General features: G+C 56.7%; 22 protein-coding genes. 7 read left to right on the top strand and 15 right to left on the bottom strand.

Annotation, left to right across the window (positions count from 1 at the left end):
* The first annotated feature begins 3 nt into the window (after nt 1–3).
* The 3 genes from EDB95_RS04460 to EDB95_RS04450 all read left to right on the top strand — a co-directional run bounded on the left by EDB95_RS04460 (nt 4) and on the right by EDB95_RS04450 (nt 1047).
* Nucleotides 4–309: a DUF4286 family protein gene (locus EDB95_RS04460; RefSeq protein WP_133990984.1), complete on the top strand. Its 306-nt coding sequence runs from the start codon at nt 4–6 to the stop codon at nt 307–309.
* Between the two features lie 152 nt (nt 310–461).
* On the top strand, nt 462–815 hold the full coding sequence (locus EDB95_RS04455; RefSeq protein ID WP_449389523.1) for an HU family DNA-binding protein: 354 nt from the start codon (nt 462–464) through the stop codon (nt 813–815).
* A gap of 115 nt (nt 816–930) precedes the next feature.
* Nucleotides 931–1047, top strand: coding sequence for a 30S ribosomal protein THX (locus EDB95_RS04450; RefSeq protein ID WP_133990980.1), 117 nt, complete (start codon nt 931–933; stop codon nt 1045–1047).
* A gap of 27 nt (nt 1048–1074) precedes the next feature.
* Here EDB95_RS04450 and pdxH read toward each other — a convergent pair whose 3' ends face one another.
* The 15 genes from pdxH to EDB95_RS04375 all read right to left on the bottom strand — a co-directional run bounded on the left by pdxH (nt 1075) and on the right by EDB95_RS04375 (nt 12920).
* Entirely contained in the window at nt 1075–1719 is a 645-nt protein-coding gene (pdxH, locus tag EDB95_RS04445) for a pyridoxamine 5'-phosphate oxidase (protein WP_133990978.1), read from the bottom strand.
* A gap of 5 nt (nt 1720–1724) precedes the next feature.
* Nucleotides 1725–2435 (bottom strand): UMP kinase, encoded by a 711-nt coding sequence (gene pyrH, locus EDB95_RS04440; protein WP_133990976.1) that lies wholly within the window; start codon nt 2433–2435, stop codon nt 1725–1727.
* A 174-nt stretch (nt 2436–2609) separates the two neighbouring features.
* The gene (tsf, locus tag EDB95_RS04435) at nt 2610–3455 is read right to left on the bottom strand and encodes a translation elongation factor Ts (protein WP_162852478.1); all 846 of its coding nucleotides are present in this window, start codon (nt 3453–3455) and stop codon (nt 2610–2612) included.
* Nucleotides 3456–3535: 80 nt separating this feature from the next.
* Nucleotides 3536–4504, bottom strand: coding sequence for a 30S ribosomal protein S2 (rpsB, locus tag EDB95_RS04430; protein WP_133990972.1), 969 nt, complete (start codon nt 4502–4504; stop codon nt 3536–3538).
* A gap of 24 nt (nt 4505–4528) precedes the next feature.
* Nucleotides 4529–4918, bottom strand: a complete 390-nt coding sequence (gene rpsI / locus EDB95_RS04425) for a 30S ribosomal protein S9 (RefSeq protein ID WP_133990971.1) — start codon at nt 4916–4918, stop codon at nt 4529–4531.
* A gap of 27 nt (nt 4919–4945) precedes the next feature.
* Entirely contained in the window at nt 4946–5389 is a 444-nt protein-coding gene (gene rplM, locus EDB95_RS04420; RefSeq protein ID WP_133990969.1) for a 50S ribosomal protein L13, read from the bottom strand.
* Between the two features lie 164 nt (nt 5390–5553).
* The gene (porG, locus tag EDB95_RS04415; protein ID WP_133990967.1) at nt 5554–6396 is read right to left on the bottom strand and encodes a type IX secretion system protein PorG; all 843 of its coding nucleotides are present in this window, start codon (nt 6394–6396) and stop codon (nt 5554–5556) included.
* A 50-nt stretch (nt 6397–6446) separates the two neighbouring features.
* Nucleotides 6447–7325: an NAD kinase gene (locus EDB95_RS04410; protein ID WP_133990965.1), complete on the bottom strand. Its 879-nt coding sequence runs from the start codon at nt 7323–7325 to the stop codon at nt 6447–6449.
* 18 nt (nt 7326–7343) lie between these two features.
* On the bottom strand, nt 7344–8762 hold the full coding sequence (locus EDB95_RS04405) for a BamA/TamA family outer membrane protein (protein WP_133990963.1): 1419 nt from the start codon (nt 8760–8762) through the stop codon (nt 7344–7346).
* Complete coding sequence (locus tag EDB95_RS04400; protein WP_133990961.1) at nt 8762–9424, bottom strand: CBS domain-containing protein; 663 nt, start codon at nt 9422–9424, stop codon at nt 8762–8764. The genes EDB95_RS04405 and EDB95_RS04400 overlap by 1 nt, the downstream gene beginning before the upstream one ends.
* Nucleotides 9425–9438: 14 nt before the next feature.
* On the bottom strand, nt 9439–10209 hold the full coding sequence (locus EDB95_RS04395) for an alpha/beta fold hydrolase (RefSeq protein WP_133990959.1): 771 nt from the start codon (nt 10207–10209) through the stop codon (nt 9439–9441).
* A gap of 167 nt (nt 10210–10376) precedes the next feature.
* Entirely contained in the window at nt 10377–10904 is a 528-nt protein-coding gene (locus EDB95_RS04390; RefSeq protein ID WP_133990957.1) for a CvpA family protein, read from the bottom strand.
* Complete coding sequence (locus EDB95_RS04385; RefSeq protein WP_133990955.1) at nt 10905–11351, bottom strand: GatB/YqeY domain-containing protein; 447 nt, start codon at nt 11349–11351, stop codon at nt 10905–10907. It abuts the gene before it with no gap.
* Between the two features lie 6 nt (nt 11352–11357).
* Nucleotides 11358–11702, bottom strand: coding sequence for a gliding motility protein GldC (gene gldC, locus EDB95_RS04380; RefSeq protein WP_133990953.1), 345 nt, complete (start codon nt 11700–11702; stop codon nt 11358–11360).
* A gap of 9 nt (nt 11703–11711) precedes the next feature.
* Nucleotides 11712–12920, bottom strand: coding sequence for a glycosyltransferase family protein (locus EDB95_RS04375; RefSeq protein WP_133990951.1), 1209 nt, complete (start codon nt 12918–12920; stop codon nt 11712–11714).
* An 89-nt stretch (nt 12921–13009) separates the two neighbouring features.
* Here EDB95_RS04375 and EDB95_RS04370 point away from each other — a divergent pair, with 89 nt between their 5' ends.
* From EDB95_RS04370 to EDB95_RS04355, 4 genes are all read left to right on the top strand, one after another.
* Entirely contained in the window at nt 13010–13759 is a 750-nt protein-coding gene (locus EDB95_RS04370; RefSeq protein WP_133990949.1) for a DUF4290 domain-containing protein, read from the top strand.
* On the top strand, nt 13756–15063 hold the full coding sequence (gene murA / locus EDB95_RS04365; protein WP_133990947.1) for a UDP-N-acetylglucosamine 1-carboxyvinyltransferase: 1308 nt from the start codon (nt 13756–13758) through the stop codon (nt 15061–15063). The genes EDB95_RS04370 and murA overlap by 4 nt, the downstream gene beginning before the upstream one ends.
* 134 nt (nt 15064–15197) lie before the next feature.
* The gene (locus tag EDB95_RS04360) at nt 15198–15779 is read left to right on the top strand and encodes an RNA polymerase sigma factor (protein ID WP_162852477.1); all 582 of its coding nucleotides are present in this window, start codon (nt 15198–15200) and stop codon (nt 15777–15779) included.
* On the top strand, nt 15776–17236 hold the full coding sequence (locus EDB95_RS04355; RefSeq protein ID WP_133990943.1) for an outer membrane beta-barrel protein: 1461 nt from the start codon (nt 15776–15778) through the stop codon (nt 17234–17236). Before EDB95_RS04360 ends, EDB95_RS04355 begins: the two co-directional genes overlap by 4 nt.
* Nucleotides 17237–17276 lie beyond the last annotated feature (40 nt).

Below are 17276 nucleotides of genomic sequence, written 5' to 3'. Positions count from 1 at the left end.
GAAATGTTTATCCTCAATACTACAACCCTCGTAGATCCGGGCATTGTGGCGTCCTGGCTCGCCTGGATGAAAGACCGGCAGATTCCCGGGATCATGGCTACCGGTTTTTTCGAACGGTACCAGTTCGTCCGTCTCGTAGACGTGGATGAAAGCCATGGGCTTACTTTCGCACTGCAACTGTATGCAACAGACCGGGCCGCCTGCGACCACTTCCAGTCCACCCACGAACCCGCATTTCAGAGGGAAAGTCAGCGCCTCTGGGGGGAAAAAAGTATGTCCTTCGGCACGCTGATGGAGGTTGTGCACTAATTGTGGATATGTTTTCCCCGGAAACCGCGCCCACACTGGCATTCCGAAGAAACCTCCAAAACCCTTTATGGACAAGGGTTTTCGAAAACGACGCTAACGGTCTTTGCTAAAATCCTCCCCCCAAACCCTTACACCATGCGGGTTATAGCCGATTGCAAACGGATGAAATTTTTCCAAAAATATTTTGTTGCAATAAAAAACCGGCTATATTTGTTTCTGCTAAAATATACCCTACTATGAACAAAGCTGAATTAGTTGCTAAAATCGCCGAAGACGCCGGCATCACAAAGACGCAAGCCAATGCTTCTCTGGACTCTTTCGTTGAAGCTGTAACCAAAACCCTGAAAGGTGGTGGCAAAGTAACGCTCGTAGGTTTCGGTACTTTCTCCGTTACCAAGCGCGCTGCACGCAATGGCCGCAACCCCCAAACGGGCGCTGTGATCAAGATCAAAGCGAAGAAAGTGGCCAAGTTCAAGGCCGGCAAGGAGCTGGCTGCAAAGCTGTAGTCTCTGAGGCCCGTGTCAAACACAAAGCAGGTGCGCTTCCTCAGTGTACCTGCTTTTTTTTGCGTACATTTATGCCCCCTCGCAGGGCATTATTCATTCATAAAACTCAAGCGCCATGGGTCGCGGTGACAAAAAAACGAAGAAGGGCAAGATCTTCCGGGCATCTTTCGGAAAATCCCGGTTGGCCAAAAAAACGAAGCATTCGAAATTCATCGTAAAGGCAGCCTCCTAGGCCGCGTACGATCGTTCGTGTATTGACTTAGGGTGCGAGGCGGCTAATGCTCCAGGCGTTGGCCGCCTTGTTCCATCTGTAGAGGAGACGGTCGTGCAAACGGCTGGGACGTCCCTGCCAGAATTCCACGCTATCGGGATGGACGCGATAGCCGCCCCAATGCGGCGGACGGGGCACCTCGGCGCCGGAGAAGCGCGTGGTATAGGATTCCAGGTTTTTATCCAGGACCGAGCGACCGTCGATCACCTGGCTTTGGGGCGAGGCCCAGGCACCCAATTGACTGCCTTCGGGGCGGGAATGAAAATAGGCATCGCTTTCTTCCGGGCTGACTTTTTCGACACTCCCGGTGATGCGCACCTGGCGTTCCAGCTCTTTCCAAAAAAACAAAAGGCAAGCCTGTGGATGCGCGGCCAGCGCGGCGCCCTTGTGGCTGTCGTAATTGGTATAGAAAACAAACCCGCGGTTGTCCACCCCCTTGAGCAACACGATCCGCGCCTCGGGCAGGCCATCGGGCGACACGGTCGCGAGCGTCATGGCGTTGACCTCGTCAATATGCGATGCCATTGCTTCGTCCCACCAGCGGCCGAATTGGAGGAAGGGGTCGGTGGCCACCGAGGCTTCGGTGAGTTCCTTTAACTTATATTCTTTTCGTATGTCTGCGATCGGCTGCATAGACCCTATTTTACCAGCGTCCCTACATTATCTCCTGTGACGACGCGCAGCAGGTTCCCCGGCTTATTCATGTCAAACACGATAATGGGCAGGTTGTTCTCCTGGCAAAGGGTAAACGCCGTCATGTCCATCACCTTGAGGCTGCGGGATATGACTTCGGAAAAAGTAATCTGTTCGAATTTCTTTGCGTCGGGGTCTTTCTCGGGGTCGGCCGTATAGATGCCGTCCACCCGCGTGCCCTTAAGGATGACGTCCGCCTTGATCTCGATGGCCCGCAGGGAACCCGCGGTGTCCGTCGTGAAATAGGGGTTCCCGGTGCCCGCGCCAAAGATCACGACGCGTCCTTTTTCGAGGTGCCGGATGGCCCGGCGGCGTATGTAGGGTTCGGCGACCTGTTCCATTTTGATGGCGCTTTGGAGACGCGTATACACGCCGATTTTTTCCAAACCACTCTGGAGGGCCATCCCGTTGATGACCGTGGCCAGCATGCCCATATAGTCGCCCTGGGCGCGTTCGATGCCGGTCTCCTGTTCGTTCATTCCCCTGTAAATATTGCCGCCCCCGATGACGATGGCGACCTGTACCCCCAGGTCCGTGATGATCTTGATGTCCTGCGCATACCCTGCAATCACGTTGGGATCCATCCCAAAACTGTTTTCACCCATCAGGGATTCTCCGGATAACTTCAGCAATATTCGTTTGTACTTGGGGAGCATGTCGTCTCGATTAGTGATGTGGGGGCGAAGATAGGAAAAAAGGGCGGGCCACGGGCCCGCCGTCCGAAGGACCATCGTTAGTGATTTTGCGCCGCCGCCGCAAGTTATGATGTGCGGCGGCGGCGCAAAAAAAAGGCCGCCCTTGTGGGGCGGCCTCCAATATAGTGGGTTCGCTTAACCGAGTGCCACGCGCACGAAGCTCGTGACCTTCAGCCCCGCGTCTACACTCTTGAGGTAGTCGGCGACCGTGTGGCTGCTGTCTTTTACGAAGGCCTGGGCGAGTAGGGTGCTTTCTTTGAAGAAGGCATTCAGCTTGCCGGCGGCGATCTTGTCCAGCATTTCGTCGGGCTTGCCGGCCATCTTGGGATCTTGTTTGATCTGTTCCAGGACGATGGCCTTTTCACGCTCGACGACGTCGGCAGGAACGGAGTCCTGGTCGACGGCAACGGGGTTCATGGCGGCGATTTGCATGGCCACGTCCCTGCCGGCAGCCAGGGCGGCGTCGCCACCCTTGGTCAGGCCAACCAGTACACCCATGCGGTTGGCGCCGTGAATATAGGCAGCAACGGCGGTAGCGTCGATGCGCTCGAAACGGGTGATGCCGATCTTTTCACCGATCTTACCCACCTGTTCGTTGATCTTTTCTGCAACGGTAATCTGCTCGTAGGGAGCGGCGTTGAGTTCGTCCAGGGTCTTGACGTCCTTGGCAACGGCCAGGTCGATCAGGCTCTGGGCAAAAGCAACGAATTCGGCATTCTTTGCCACGAAGTCGGTTTCGCAGGCCAGGCAGAGGACAAAGCCGCTGGCTTGGTTGGCAGTGGTCTTGGCGATCACTACCCCTTCTTTTGCTTCACGGTCTTGACGCTTGGCGGCAACCTTCTGGCCTTGCTTGCGCAGCCAGTCGATGGCGGCTTCAAAATCTCCACCCGACTCGGTCAGGGCCTTGCGGCAGTCCATCATCCCGGCGCCGGTTGCCTGACGCAATTTGTTGATATCCGTAGCTGTTATAGTTGCGCTCATAATAATTTTTGCACGATATTAATGAAAGAAGACCGGGCCCTAAGGCCCGGTATAATTTTTTAATGGAGGCTTAACCCTTATTAACGGGGTCCACCGGGACGAGGTCCGCCACCACCGCCACCGGGACGGCGTCCGCCACCGCCACCACCGGGTGCACCGCTGGTGCGACGACGCTGGCCGCCACCGGGACCGCCGGGTCCACCAGGACCACCGGGCCCGCGACCGCCGCCACCACGATTGGCACCGGGACCGCCGCTGCGACGACCACGCTCACGCTCTTCCTCGGAACCGAGTTCGAACTTAGGACCGCCGGCTTCGGATTCTTCGGATTCTTCAACCTCATCGGCTTTTTCCGCCTGCCTTTCGGCAAGACCCTCTGCGATAGCAGCGGTGATATAATCGGTGATGATGGCAATCGACTTGGTCGCGTCATCGTTGGAAGGGATGGCGAAGTCCACCTTGTTCGGGTCGCAATTGGTGTCGACCATTCCAAAGGTGGTGATGCCAAGACGCTTGGCTTCGGCCAGGCCGATGTGCTCATGGCCGATGTCCACGAGGAAAAGCGCAGCGGGTACGCGGCTCAGTTGCGCGATACCACCCAGTACTTTTTCCATCTTATCCTTATCCCGGGAAAGGGTCAGGCGTTCCTTCTTGGTGATGCTGTCGAAGGTACCGTCGCCCAGCATCTTTTCGATGCTCTGCATTTTCTTCACGCTCTTGCGGATGGTGGCGAAGTTCGTGAGCATACCCCCCAGCCAACGCTCGGTGACGTAGGGCATGTTGACGCGCTTTGCGCTTTCGGTAACGATCTCTTTCGCCTGCTTTTTGGTAGCGACGAACATGATCTTCTTACCGCTTTTGGCAATCTGCTTCAGGGCGGCGGCAGCTTCTTGAAGGCTGTCGACGGTCTTGTTCAGATCGATGATGTGAATGCCTTTCTTCTCCGCGAAAATATAAGGCAGCATCTTGGGATTCCACTTCTTGCGCAGGTGTCCGAAGTGAACGCCGGCGTCCAGAAGTTGTTGCTGCAGTGACGTATTATTCTCCATAATAGGTAAAAAGTAATAAGGTGATTAACGTTTAGAGAACTGGAAGCTGCGACGAGCCTTCTTGCGACCGGGTTTCTTACGTTCAACGCCGGCCGGGTTACGCGTCATGTGGCCGGCGGCCTTGAGCGCGGGACGGAATTCCGGGTTGACTTCGCAAAGGGCGCGGGCGATGCCGAGCTTGGCGGCTTCGGCCTGACCCTTGATCCCGCCACCGGTGGCGTTGATCTTGACGTCGAATTTATCCAGCGCATCAACGGTTTTGAGCGGCATTTCTACCTGGTTCTGGAGATACACCAGCGGGAAATAGACTTTATAGTCCTTATCGTTCACCGTGATCTTGCCCTCGCCCCGGCTCAGGAAAACGCGGGTGACGGCTTCTTTACGGCGACCCACTGCATTTTTTTGTTTTTCCATTGTATCTGGAATTTGAAATGTTAGTGTTTAGAATTGAAGCGCTTTGGGCTGTTGTGCGCCGTGGGGGTGTGCCGCCCCGGCGTATACGAACAGTTTCTTGAACATTTTCCTGCCCAGGCGGTTCTTCGGCAGCATGCCCTTCACAGCGGTTTCGATCACTGCTTCGGGACGGCGCTTCAGGAGGTCTTTTGCCAGTTCGCTTTTCTGACCCCCGGGGTAACCGGTGTAGTGGATGTATTCTTTTTCCTCCAGCTTGTTGCCGGTGAATTTCACCTTATCGGCGTTGATCAACACGATAAAGTCCCCGCAATCAACGTGAGGGGTGAAGTAAGCCTTGTTCTTCCCGCGAAGAACAGCGGCAATCTTGGCGCACATCCGGCCCACGGTTTGATTGGTACCATCCACCACATACCAGTTGTGCTGGACGGTAGCCGCGTTGGCGTGCTTTGTTGTAAAATGTTGTTTGCTCATTTTTTTCTTGTTTTTGCGTTTTTGCCCCGCCGCCATCCCGGGCGGAGCATCCCCCTAGAGGGAGCGCAAAGGTAGATCAATATTTGGGGAAAAATAAGGATCCGGCAGCCCTTTTTTGAGGCCACCTCTACAACTAACTGAAAATCAATAAAAAACTTGCGGGTTTATTTTGGTACCGGCGGACAGCGGTAACTGCTGAGGTTAAAGGAGAGGGTCAGGGATGCCGTGGCGTAGGAATCTTTCTCCCCGTTGCCGCGTTGACGGCCGGCTTCGCCGATGGGGGCACCATATACATAGGAGCGGTCCTGCAGAAGATAGGCAGGGGACGGTTCGCCGTTGGGCAAAGCCGGAAAGGCCGCGGCACCGGCGTAGGTGCCGTTGACGTCGTCCAGGTAGCCGGTCGTCGTAAACCGGTAAAGGACCTCAAAGCCCAGGTTCACGCTTTCGTTCAGCGCCAGCTTGAACCCAAAGCCGAGCGGGAAACAAACGGCCATGGTACTGTATTCCTTTTTGCCGGGGATGATACCCTCGCCCTCGGTATGAAGCGGCCGGAGGTAGTATTTCTGGCCGTTCAGGTAGGCATAAGGATCAAAATGAAAAGCCCCCAGCCCAAACGTCAGGTAGGGCGTGAACCGCTCATCCGGATCGACGGGGTTGAAACGGAAAAAGTTGAAGTCCCCCTGCAGGGTCATTTCCCAGATGTCGCTGTTAAAGCTCAGGTTGCGGGTATGTTGAAAGGCGTTTTTGCTGTAGACGTCGCTGTACCCGACGCGGGCGTATTGACCACCCAGGCGTACGGCGACATAGTCCCCGAATTGTTTCCGGAAAAAGGCGCCAAAGGCCATTTTGGAATGTGTGACATCCCCGTTGGTGTTGAGGCTCCCGAAATAACTGGCCCCCCCCGCCGTGATGCCGATTTCACCGGTATGGATAAATCCTTCATATTGAGCCTTTGCCGCGAAGCTGCCGAGGCAAACAGCGAGTAGAAGGAGTACAAATCTGTTCATAATGCTGTTGGTACAAACGTCACGGTACGGGGTTTTTGTATACAACCCATTCAGTTTCTTTTATCCAGGCCCCAGGACAGCTTGTTCCGGAGGGTCTGCAAAAAGGTATTCTCATTGAGGCGAAGGAGGTTGATCGAAAACGATTCCTTTTTGACGGCCAGCTGGACCTGCCGGCTGACCACTTCCTTACGGGCGTCCAGGACGCAAATAAACTGGTCCGAGCGGCCTTCGACCTCGAAGGAGATGATGTTGTGGTCGGGAACCACGATGGGGCGGACATTGAGGTTATGGGGAGCCACGGGCGTAATGACAAAGTTGGCGGCGTCGGGAAAAATCACCGGACCGTTGCAGCTCAGGTTGTACCCTGTCGAACCGGTCGCGGTGGCCACAATCAGGCCGTCGGCCCAATACGTATTGAGGAAGGCGCCGTTCAGATACGTATGGATCTTGATCATGGGCGACGTATCCTTCTTGTGTATGGCAAACTCGTTGAGGGCGTAAGGGACTTCCCCGAACAAGGGTTCGTCGGAATCAAGGTGGATCAGTGAGCGTCGGTCCAGGACATACGTCCGGTTGATGAGGGAGGCTACGGCGGTGGTGAGCTCTTCTTTCCCTATGCCTGCCAGGAATCCCAGCCGGCCGAAGTTGATCCCGAGGATGGGAATCTTCTTGTCCCGGACCAGGGTAACCGTGTCCAGCAGGGTCCCGTCTCCCCCCAGGCTGATAAAACATTCTATTTGTTCATCGAGGTCGTAAAACGTCTCGAATTGTTCCATGGGCTCCGGAAAGCGGACCCTTTCGCAGATCTGTTCGTAAAAAGGCCGGTAGACCACGGGCGTGATGTGGTGCGCGGACAGCGCGTCCATCAACATCTGGACATCCTGCAGCTGGTCTTCTTCAATGCCCCTCGTATAAATGCCGATACGCATGACTGATTGGAAAGTTATTCAAAAACCTTTGTAATTATGCAAAAATAGCCCGCTTTGCCCCAATTGGTTCCAAGAGAATTCGATCTTCAGCTGTAGATCGTATATGGTAACGACGTCCAGCCCGATCCCTTCCGTATACAAAAAACGGTTGTTCAAAAAGCTCCCGTAGGACGGTCCGCTCAGGGATGCGTAGCCCGCATTGAAGTACGCTTTTAAGAAAACACGGATGGGCAGGGTCCCGTACAACCGGCTGCCGCGGAAGATCGTGGTGAAGTCGTGGTCAACGAGTTTTTGCCGGAGGGTCACCCGGCCCAGGGCGCCAAAATTCCCATCGACGATGTAGTATTCGAGCCCCTGCAGGTACAAGCCGCCAAACCCCAAAAGGTGTGTAAATGCATACGGCTGGGCCGAGGGCGTCTTGGCGACCACGGTGCCCTCCACCCCCAGGAAGGTGCGGCGGGCCAGCGGCCGGTAATACCCGCCCCTCAGGGTCAGCGTCCAAAGGTCGACGTCGGGACTTATCCCCAAGCCCTTGTCGTCGATCTGTGCAAAAACCGTAAAACCCTTGAGCGGGTAGGGTATATAGTCCACGCCGAAGTACTGGTAGGTGTAACTGAGTTCCGGGTAACGGACGTGCGTGCGATTGTTTGCAAAGTAAGACCCGTACCCCTTCTCCCCCGTCAGCCGGTTAATCGTATCTCCCAGTTGTTCGTCGGTATACGTCAACTGAACGGAATGCTTTTGGGTGGACCCGAGGCGGTAGACATACCCGACGCTGCCCTGGATCGTCCGGTGGACAAAAACATCCTGGAGGTGGGTGGTATCGGGGAAAAATACCTGCTTATTGGAGTCGGTGGCGAAATTGACCTGTTTGGCGTTGTTGTATAGTGCGCCAAAGGTAAAATACTGTCGCAACCGCCGGTCCAGGTAGGGGCTTTCGTACGCCAGGTTGACCAGGCGGTTGTAGCCGCTCTCCAGGTACAGGTGCATCTTGTCGTTGCGTCCGGTCATATTGTACCAGGAGAAATGGATCCCGTAGTCTACCCGTTGCAGGCTGTGGTTCTCTTCCACCCACCACTGGTTAAAGTTCCGGTCGATGATCTTCAGATAGGGGATGGGAAAGATGTACCAGCGCTCCTTAAGGTCAAAGACCACATCCAGCGCCCCGTCCTTCCACCCCATGATCCCCGGCACGACGTTGATGAACAGGAAGGTGTTCATGAGCTGGTCGTGGGCCTTTTGCAAAAGACCCGTCAACTGCGCTACGGGCACGCGATCGCCCGCCCGGAAGGGCACTTCCCGAAGGATGATGAAGGATTTTGTTTTTTTATTACCGGTCAGCACGATCCGCCGTACAACGACGGTGCTGGTGTCCTGCGCTGAAACCACGACCGTTTGTAGCAGGAGCAACGCGCAAACACAAAGCCGCGCGAGCATTAAATGTTCAGGTAGTTCATCAGGTGAGCGTAGTTGGAGCGGAGATCATCTTCCGACAGGTTGTCGCCGAAATAGGTTTCTATGGTATACTCGTATCGCTGAAAGGTGGCGAGAATATCCTGAATATCATTCCGGTTCAATTTGATCGACACGCTCAGCATACCCGTAGTTGGGTCCTTTTGTGTAGCCACGTGTACGATGGTGGCGTCGTTGGATTCTGCCAGCCGCCCGATCTCGCTCAGCGAAAAGTTCCGGGGTTCGATGCTCAGGACGATCAAACCGCCCGGTTCTTCCGCCGCGGTATACTCGTCCAGGGCCAGCAGCAGCTCTGTGGCGGTGATCACTCCCTGCAACTCGATGTCCCGGTTGATGACGGGGATGACGCTGAGACGCGTTTTTTTCCACAAACGCAGAACGGCGAGAAAATGCTCTTCCTCCCCGATGGCCGCGCGGTTCCAGGCAAGACCTGTCTCACCCAGCGGCGTGTCCTCGTCGGCGATGTCTAGCAAAGCATTCTCCTCCACCAGCCCCAGGTACTTGTCGTCCTGGACCACGGGAAGATGCGTGATGTGGAAGTCGGTCATGAGCTGCAAGGCCTGCCTTACGGTGTCTTGTACCCGCAGAAAGGGGACAGCGTGTGAAATTAGGTTAACGGCCCGCATGTGTAGTCCTTTTATCAGGCACTCACCGGCAACTTGGTCAGGAACTTTTCCAGGATCTGGTTAAACTCCCCGGGAACTTCCATCATCGGCGCGTGCCCGCATTTATCAATGAAATGTAACTCGGAATGAGGAATCAATCGGTGGAACTCTTTACCCACAAACGGCGGCGTGATCGTATCGTTATTCCCCCAGATGAGCAGGGTAGGCTGCTGGATCTGGCTGACCTCTTCACCCAGGTTGTTGCGGATGGCGCTTTTGGCCAGGGCGATGATCTTGACCACGTTGAGGCGGTTGGACGTGATGGCGTATACCTCGTCGACCAGCTCTTTGGTAGCCATCGCGGGGTCGTAAAATGTCAGCTCCGTCTTGCGCCGTATATATTCATAGTCTCCTCTCTTGGGGTAGCTGTCGCCCATTCCGTTTTCGAAAAGGCCGGAGCTACCGGTGAGGATCAGGGACTTGATCCGCTCAGGGTGTTTAAGGGTGTGTAGCAACGCCACGTGCCCGCCCAAAGAATTGCCCAGGAGGTGTATATCCTGGTAATCCCTGGTTTCGATGAACTTATGCACGTATTTCTGCAATCCTCCCACCGAGGTGTGCAGCAGGTCCAGGTCTAAAAGCGGAAGGAGGGGCAGGACCACTTTATAGCCGTGCCGGCTAAAGTAGCCAAGCTGATCCTTAAAGTTGCTCAACTCTCCGAACAAGCCATGCAGAAGGATAAGAGGCTCTCCCTGACCTTCTTCAATAAACCTGAACTTCTCCTCCTGTTTGATTTCGTAGTTCATTCTTCCAAAAATCTTCCGTTGATTAATCTCCATCTATGGGCGCCTCCGGCGCCCTGCACCATCTTGAGGGCACCTCCGGTGCCCCGCACCACCTTGGGGCGCCCTCGGCGCAACTCCCTCAAATTTACTCATTATTTCCTTAAGCCATCCCAGGTGCTAAAATAGGACTATGGGCCTACTTTATCAAAGAATTTGTCCAGCCTGTCAAATATGTCCCTGAACCAGGGAAGCACCAGGCCCAGCGCCCCGATGATTTTTGGCGCGATGGGCGAAAGATAAGGATAAGTGACCGAATGCCGCAGCGTATCGGGGCCTATCAACCGCATTTTTACCAGGTAAAAGAGCAGAACACTGTAGATCGTCACGTATAGTACGATATAAAATACCATCCCTCCGAGCCGGTTGGCCCAACCCAGCATCAGCCCTTCCATTGCTTTTTGCAGCAATATACCCAGCCAGCGCACCAGCAGTACTACGCCGAAAAACACAACAAGAAAACCGATCAGCGGCATCCATCTTTGACCCGCGTGAAGCATCGGTGCCAGCCACGCTGCGGCCGCATGCGAAAACTTCATGGCCGCCGCCAGCCCCAGGATATAGGCCACCAGGGCAAACAACGCCAGGACCAGCCCGCGGAAAAAACCCCGGATGGCCCCCAAAGCGACAATACACAGGAGCAGGACGTCGATGATCATCTAGAGCAATTCCTTCACGGCGGCGGCGATGGACTTCCCGTCGGCCCGGCCGGCCAGCTCTTTGTTCGCCGCCCCCATGACCTTGCCCATGTCGGCAGGTCCTTTGGCGCCCAATTTTTCAATGATGGCCTTGAGGGCCGTTTTCAGCTCTTCCGGACTCATCTGTGCGGGCAGGTAGCGCTCGATGACCGCTACTTCCTCCAGTTCTTTTCCCGCCAGGTCGTTCCTGTTTTGCTCTTGGAAGATGGTGATGGAGTCCTTCCGCTGCTTGACAAGTTTTTGAAGCAGGGTGAGTTCCTGGGCCTCTGTAACGGCCCCGTTGTTCCCCTCGCTGGTTTTGGCTAAGATGATGGCCGCCTTGATCGCGCGAAGTCCGCGCACCGTCGGCTCATCCTTGGCCAGCATGGCCGTTTTCAGGTCAGTATTAATGGTTTGTTCCAGTGACATAGCGATTTAAGTGTTTCCCTTTGATTGAATTTCCCTGAATTTCTTATAAAAATCAGCGGCGAATTTTTTCATGTCGGCCACCAGGTCCGCGTGGTGGGTCGCCCTTTCGTAGGTATCCGCCATGGTGAGCAATACCTGGTAATAGAAATCCGCCATTTCGTCTACCATCATGTCCTTTGTCCAGAGGTCGATCCGCATGGCGGTTTTGTCCGCACCATCCCAGAGGGCCATCAGGAGGGCTTTTGCCCTTTCTTTTTCCGACACGGCGCTGTCCGCCGCCATCCATTCGATCTTCTCCGGTATCTTCTGCTCGTCCAAATAAACGTCTACCGTAATGGTGCTCTTCTTCATATTAAACAATTAACTAAGATGGCAAAGGTAACGATTAATCACCTTCTCCGGTCCCATTGCCTCCGCCAGGGCCCTTCCTCTTTTTAAAAGGCGGCTCCGGTACGCCTCGTCCTTGAAAAGTTGCAACATCGCCTCCGCTATCGACGCCGGATCCCCCGGGTCTACCCACTCCGCGGCATCCCCGGCCCATTCCGTGGCCACGCTCCGCTTTGTCTGTATGAGGGGCGTTTCAAGCGTTGCCGCCGCCAGGGTGACCCAACCCAACTCCTCTTTTTCGGGCGTATATAAAAGGGCGTACGCGCCCAGGGCGGCGTGTTCCCACTTTTCCGGCCCCCGCTTTTCCGGATCAAGGACGGTGACGTCCGCGCGGAATTTGTATGTCGCCAGGCCTTCCTGTATGCCCTCGCCCGGGCTTGTCCCCGCGCCGCCCGTCGGCGCCCCCCAGGGCGCCAGGACCAGCCGCATATGGCTCCTTTGCCGCATTTTAAACTGGGAAAAGGCCTTCATGGCGTCCCTCCAGTGGTCTCCGGTGGAGCCGGTCCAAAGGAAGTATTCTTTGCCCTGGCCGTATTCGGCTTTGATGGCGTCGCGGTCCGCCACCGGGGCGGGGCCGTAGTATGGCGGGAGGACGTGGACGCGGCTCGCGGCGGCGCCGTTGGTGATCGCCGGCCCGCCGTCGCTGGCGGCTTGGTGGCTGCGACCCGCGCCGTCGCCCAAGAGCTCCGCCGCGCGCTTCGAGAACAGCAGCACTTCCGTGCCCGGGTCCTCCAGGGCTTCGGCGTACCTTGCCCGGAGGGCGTCGGCCGCGCCCCGGGGGGCGGTGTCCGGCCAGAGCAGGGGCGCTACATCCTTGAGGAAGATCCTTCCGCCGGGGGCGGAGGTGTTCCCGGAAAAGCTGATCCAACGGTCGAGGTGGGCTTCGGTCATGACCCGGGGGATGGTTCGTTTGAGCCAGCCGGCGGGCCTTATTTTTTCCATCAGATTCGGCTCCGCCTGCATCCAGCGGCCCTCGGCGAAAGCACGGCCTACAATGACGGCCGGCGCCGCGACAGAGGCCCGGCCTGCACTGGCGCCGGGCGCCGCAAAGGCGGCCGGGACGGGGCCCCTTCCCAGGAAGGTGGCGGGCTGCCCCAGGGCGTCCAGGAGGGATCTGGCCATCCGGTCGTACCCATCGGGGCTATGGTTTTCCCATAAGGTTCCGTCTATCGCAAGGTGCATGATCAGGGGCCCGGGCGGTCGCCCGGGGGCACAAAAGTACAAAAGGGTCCCTTGTGAAATTTACCGTACTTTTGTTTGAGACACATTTTATGGAATATAATACATTACGCACCGGGCTGACCATGCGGGAGTATGGCCGCCATATTCAGCAGATGGTGGATTACCTGCTAACGATTGAGGACCCGGAAAGGAGACAAAAGAACGCCTACGCCCTGATTGAACTGATGGGTTTCCTGAATCCGCACCTTCGCAACGTAGAAGATTTCCGCCACAAACTTTGGGATCACCTTTTCCTTATATCCGATTTCAAACTGGAGGTAGAAAGCCCCTATCCGATTCCGACCAGGGAAACCCTGAAGACCAAACCGGAGCGGCTTCCCTACCCGAAACGGTATCCGAAGTTCAACCACCTCGGTAAGAACATCGAAACGGTGATCAACAAAGCCCTCAGCGAGGAAGACGCCGACAAACGCCAGGGGTTTGCCAACGCCATCGCTTATTACATGAAGCTGGCGTACTCCAACTGGCACCACGAGCTCGTCCACGACGACTCTATCCAGGCAGAGCTGAGCAACCTTACCCAAGGCCAGCTTGAGTTCAACAACCGTCCTTTTGTCAAGCACCGCGCGTCCCCGGAAAGGGAAGATTTCATATCCAACGTCGGCAAGCCTCGTCACAAACAACACTATTCGCAAAACAACCGTGGCACCAACGGGAACCGGAGCAATAACGGGAACCGCGGAGGTAACGGCAACCGTCCGGGCGGCAGCCGCGACGGCAACAACCGCGGCAACGGCGCGGGCGGCAACAACCGGTTTAATAAAAAACGATTTAAGTGAGTGCTTTCCAGGTCGAAGGCGGTAAAAAACTAAAAGGGGAAATCACTCCCCAAGGTGCCAAGAACGAAGCCCTTCAAATTATCTCCGCCGTACTCCTCACCCCCGAGACCGTCAAGGTCAACAATATTCCCGACATCCTGGACGTCAATCTCCTCATAGAACTCCTGGGAGAAATGGGCGTGTCCATAGACCGTCCTTCGCGGGATACCTGCATCTTCAAGGCGGACAAGGTAGATACCGGCTATCTCGAAAGCGAAGCCTTTCGCCAGAAGGGCGGGCGCCTTCGGGGGTCCGTGATGATCGCCGGACCCATGCTCGCCCGTTTTGGAAAAGCCTTTATCCCCAAACCCGGGGGTGACAAGATCGGTCGCAGACCCCTGGATACGCACATCATCGGTTTTGAAAAGCTGGGCGTGCGGCCCGACTACAATACCGGGGACAACTACTTCACGCTCAACGGTCAGGACATGAGGGGCACGTACATGCTCCTGAACGAACCGTCGGTCACGGGCACGGCCAATATCGTCATGGCTGCCTCCATGGCCAAGGGCACCACGACCATCTACAACGCAGCCTGCGAACCCTACATACAGCAATTGTGCCTGATGCTGAACCGCATGGGCGCCAGGATCACGGGCATAGGCTCCAACCTCCTGACCATCGAGGGCGTCACCGCACTCCATGGGACCGAGCACCGCCTCCTCCCCGACATGATCGAGGTAGGATCGTTTATCGGGCTGGCCGCCATGACCCAAAGCGCCATCACCATCCGGAACGCCGGTCTGGGGCACCTGGGCCAGATCCCCGACAAATTCCGGCAAATGGGGATCGAATTGTTTTTGGAAGGGGACGACATCCGGGTCCCGGAACAGGAGCTGTACTCCATTCAGGGCAACCTTGACGGCTCCATCCCCACCATCTACGATCACCCGTGGCCGGGCTTTACCCCCGACCTGCTCAGCATCCTCCTCGTCGTGGCCACCCAGGCCCGGGGCAGCGTCCTGATCCACCAAAAAATGTTCGAAAGCCGGTTGTTCTTCACCGACAAGCTGATGGACATGGGCGCCCAGATCATCCTGTGCGACCCGCACCGCGCCGCCGTCGTCGGGCTGGCCCGCCAGCGCCGCCTCCGGGGCATCACGATGAGCAGTCCCGACATCCGGGCGGGCGTCGCCCTCCTGATCGCCGCCCTCAGCGCCGAGGGCCGGAGTACCATCCAGAACATCGAACAGATCGACCGTGGATACCAGTATATCGACGAGCGGCTTCGTAAGCTGGGAGCGGATATACGGCGCGTCAACTAGGCGCGCTTTTGGGCGCGCCCGGTGCCGGAATTAGCATTTTTTTAACCCAGCGAACAGCCTTCCCATACCGTTTTATTAAGCGGGTCGCCGCATCTTGTGTGTAGCTGCCCCAACCAAAAAAACAGCTTCAGGGATTGAATCCGGGACAAATCCAAGATTGGGTAGAGGGATGCCTCCGGGACGACAGAAAGTCCCAGGAATTGCTCTATAAGCACTTTTTTCCTGTACTATACAGGATATGCCAGCGCTATTGCCAGGACGATATGGAGACGATGTCTGTGCTCAACGATGGTTTCCTCAAGGTTTTCACCAAAATCCATAAATATAATTCCAGCCTGGGCGCGATAGAAGCCTGGATCAAGACGGTGGTCACCCATACGGCCATCGACTATGTCCGGAGCCGCAACAGGCGGGCCTTCCAGGTGGTTCATCTGGACAATATCGGGGAGCTTCCGGAGGAGGAGGCGCCCATATCGGACCTCAATCCGGATATTCTCCTCCAGGGGATCAGACGGCTGCCCCAGACGACCAAAACGGTCCTGAACATGCATCTGTTCGAGGCCTATTCACACAAACAAATCGCAACCACCCTGGGCATCAGCGAGAGTACCTCCCGCTGGCACCTGACGGAAGCCCGGAAGAAGTTGAGACAATATTTCTCAGAAGGAGGCGACTCCGCCCTGGACGCCTCCAGGCAAAAAAATATGTATTCATGAGGGACGAATTGTTTGACCACCTTAAGCACAAACTGGCCGAAACGGAGGTTCCCGATCCGGAGACCGGCTGGCAGCGGATGCGCGCGCTGCTGGATGCTACGGTCCGCCCCCGGCCGGTCTACCAGCTCCGCCGCTGGTACGCCGCCGCCGCTTGCCTCATCCTTGCCGGCGCTGCCTGGGCCTTGATCCACGAGGCACATTCTTCCAAAACCAAGACGCCGCTGGCAGTGACGACCGGGAGCGGATCGCGGGCTGGTGCCGGCGGGCAAACCTCGGTCGCGCAGGCCGATGGAGCCAAAGCGGGCGGAGCACAAGCCGCCGGAGCGCAGACCAGTGGGGCACAAGCGGGCGGAGCGCAAGCCGCCGGGGCACAAAACGGCGGAGTACAAGCGGGCGGCGTACCGGCTGGCGGCGTACCGGCCACGGCCCAAAACGACGGGGCGTACCCGTCCGGCGAACCTTCCAGGGACCTTGCCACCACAACCGGAACCACCGGATCACGCAGGGACGATCGTTTCCCCGCAGGCAGCCTCACCGGTAGCCGGGCGAGCGACAAAGGGTCGCGCCAAATATTGGCGAACAGCGATAAGGAAACCCTGCTGTCGCAAACAAAGCCGCAAGACGTTTTGGTGCTGGAAACATCCGGAAACCCCGGTTCAGCCTGTTTTTGTACGACCACTACCAGAGGATACTCCGGAGCCACGCCGGACCTGAAAATGCCTTTCCTCGAAAAACCGCTGGCGGCCTCCCCGAGGCTCCTGGCCTCCACCGGGGCCCCGGCCGGTCCGATCCGGCCCGCCCACCACAGCCGCTGGGGTTTTGATGTAGGTCTTGGCGCCAATTTCCCCGGGAGTATGCGCACCGTTACCGTGAACAACCAGTCCAAGTGGGAACCCGGTCTTTACCCGGTGTTTATCACCCGGTACCGGCTTACCCCGAAGCTCAGCCTGAAGGCAGGGGTGGCGGGACCGTCTCCCGTGGCCTATACCAAAACGCTTTCTCAAAAAAACCTCACGGTCATGGACAGCACCGTTCAGGCCTATGCAGCGTTGCCTGCCTCCACGTCTTCGACCAAGATCGGAAGGCTGTTGTACCTGGACGTACCGGTCAGCGTCGAGTGGGCGGTCGTCCGCCACCTGAACGTCGAGGCGGGCATACAATATTCCCGTCTGCTCTCCGAACAGGATGATACCCGGACGACCATAACACCCCTGACCAATTTAGCTTTGTATTACGTCAGCAACACGGCGACGAACCAGGACCAACAACAGCCGCAAGTCAAGACCTCGGATATCCGTTACCTGGTGGGCGCCAACTACACCTGGCACCGGTTTAGCGCCACGGTCCAGTACCAGCGTGGGCTCCAGCATTCGGCCAACCAGGTGGACGACCAGGGCAATTCGATCGTCAACCGAACCAGTATCGCCAAAATGCAAATCATGTATACACTCAGGTAAGCACGCTCCCTATAGAACAGGCGGCTCCCGTGAACGGGGC

The organism is Dinghuibacter silviterrae (assembly GCF_004366355.1).
GTDB classification, from domain to species: domain Bacteria; phylum Bacteroidota; class Bacteroidia; order Chitinophagales; family Chitinophagaceae; genus Dinghuibacter; species Dinghuibacter silviterrae.
This window is presented reverse-complemented; position numbering and strand designations above follow the sequence as displayed.

Excerpts from the sequence above, each read along its gene's own strand:
- EDB95_RS04460 (WP_133990984.1), top strand. The coding sequence starts at position 4 with ATGTTTATCCTCAATACTACAACCCTCGTAGATCCGGGCATTGTGGCG.
- EDB95_RS04450 (WP_133990980.1), top strand. The coding sequence starts at position 931 with ATGGGTCGCGGTGACAAAAAAACGAAGAAGGGCAAGATCTTCCGGGCA.
- pdxH (WP_133990978.1), bottom strand. The coding sequence starts at position 1,719 with ATGCAGCCGATCGCAGACATACGAAAAGAATATAAGTTAAAGGAACTC.
- pyrH (WP_133990976.1), bottom strand. The coding sequence starts at position 2,435 with ATGCTCCCCAAGTACAAACGAATATTGCTGAAGTTATCCGGAGAATCC.
- tsf (WP_162852478.1), bottom strand. The coding sequence starts at position 3,455 with ATGAGCGCAACTATAACAGCTACGGATATCAACAAATTGCGTCAGGCA.
- rpsB (WP_133990972.1), bottom strand. The coding sequence starts at position 4,504 with ATGGAGAATAATACGTCACTGCAGCAACAACTTCTGGACGCCGGCGTT.
- rpsI (WP_133990971.1), bottom strand. The coding sequence starts at position 4,918 with ATGGAAAAACAAAAAAATGCAGTGGGTCGCCGTAAAGAAGCCGTCACC.
- rplM (WP_133990969.1), bottom strand. The coding sequence starts at position 5,389 with ATGAGCAAACAACATTTTACAACAAAGCACGCCAACGCGGCTACCGTC.
- porG (WP_133990967.1), bottom strand. The coding sequence starts at position 6,396 with ATGAACAGATTTGTACTCCTTCTACTCGCTGTTTGCCTCGGCAGCTTC.
- EDB95_RS04410 (WP_133990965.1), bottom strand. The coding sequence starts at position 7,325 with ATGCGTATCGGCATTTATACGAGGGGCATTGAAGAAGACCAGCTGCAG.
- EDB95_RS04405 (WP_133990963.1), bottom strand. The coding sequence starts at position 8,762 with ATGCTCGCGCGGCTTTGTGTTTGCGCGTTGCTCCTGCTACAAACGGTC.
- EDB95_RS04400 (WP_133990961.1), bottom strand. The coding sequence starts at position 9,424 with ATGCGGGCCGTTAACCTAATTTCACACGCTGTCCCCTTTCTGCGGGTA.
- EDB95_RS04395 (WP_133990959.1), bottom strand. The coding sequence starts at position 10,209 with ATGAACTACGAAATCAAACAGGAGGAGAAGTTCAGGTTTATTGAAGAA.
- EDB95_RS04390 (WP_133990957.1), bottom strand. The coding sequence starts at position 10,904 with ATGATCATCGACGTCCTGCTCCTGTGTATTGTCGCTTTGGGGGCCATC.
- EDB95_RS04385 (WP_133990955.1), bottom strand. The coding sequence starts at position 11,351 with ATGTCACTGGAACAAACCATTAATACTGACCTGAAAACGGCCATGCTG.
- gldC (WP_133990953.1), bottom strand. The coding sequence starts at position 11,702 with ATGAAGAAGAGCACCATTACGGTAGACGTTTATTTGGACGAGCAGAAG.
- EDB95_RS04375 (WP_133990951.1), bottom strand. The coding sequence starts at position 12,920 with ATGCACCTTGCGATAGACGGAACCTTATGGGAAAACCATAGCCCCGAT.
- EDB95_RS04370 (WP_133990949.1), top strand. The coding sequence starts at position 13,010 with ATGGAATATAATACATTACGCACCGGGCTGACCATGCGGGAGTATGGC.
- EDB95_RS04355 (WP_133990943.1), top strand. The coding sequence starts at position 15,776 with ATGAGGGACGAATTGTTTGACCACCTTAAGCACAAACTGGCCGAAACG.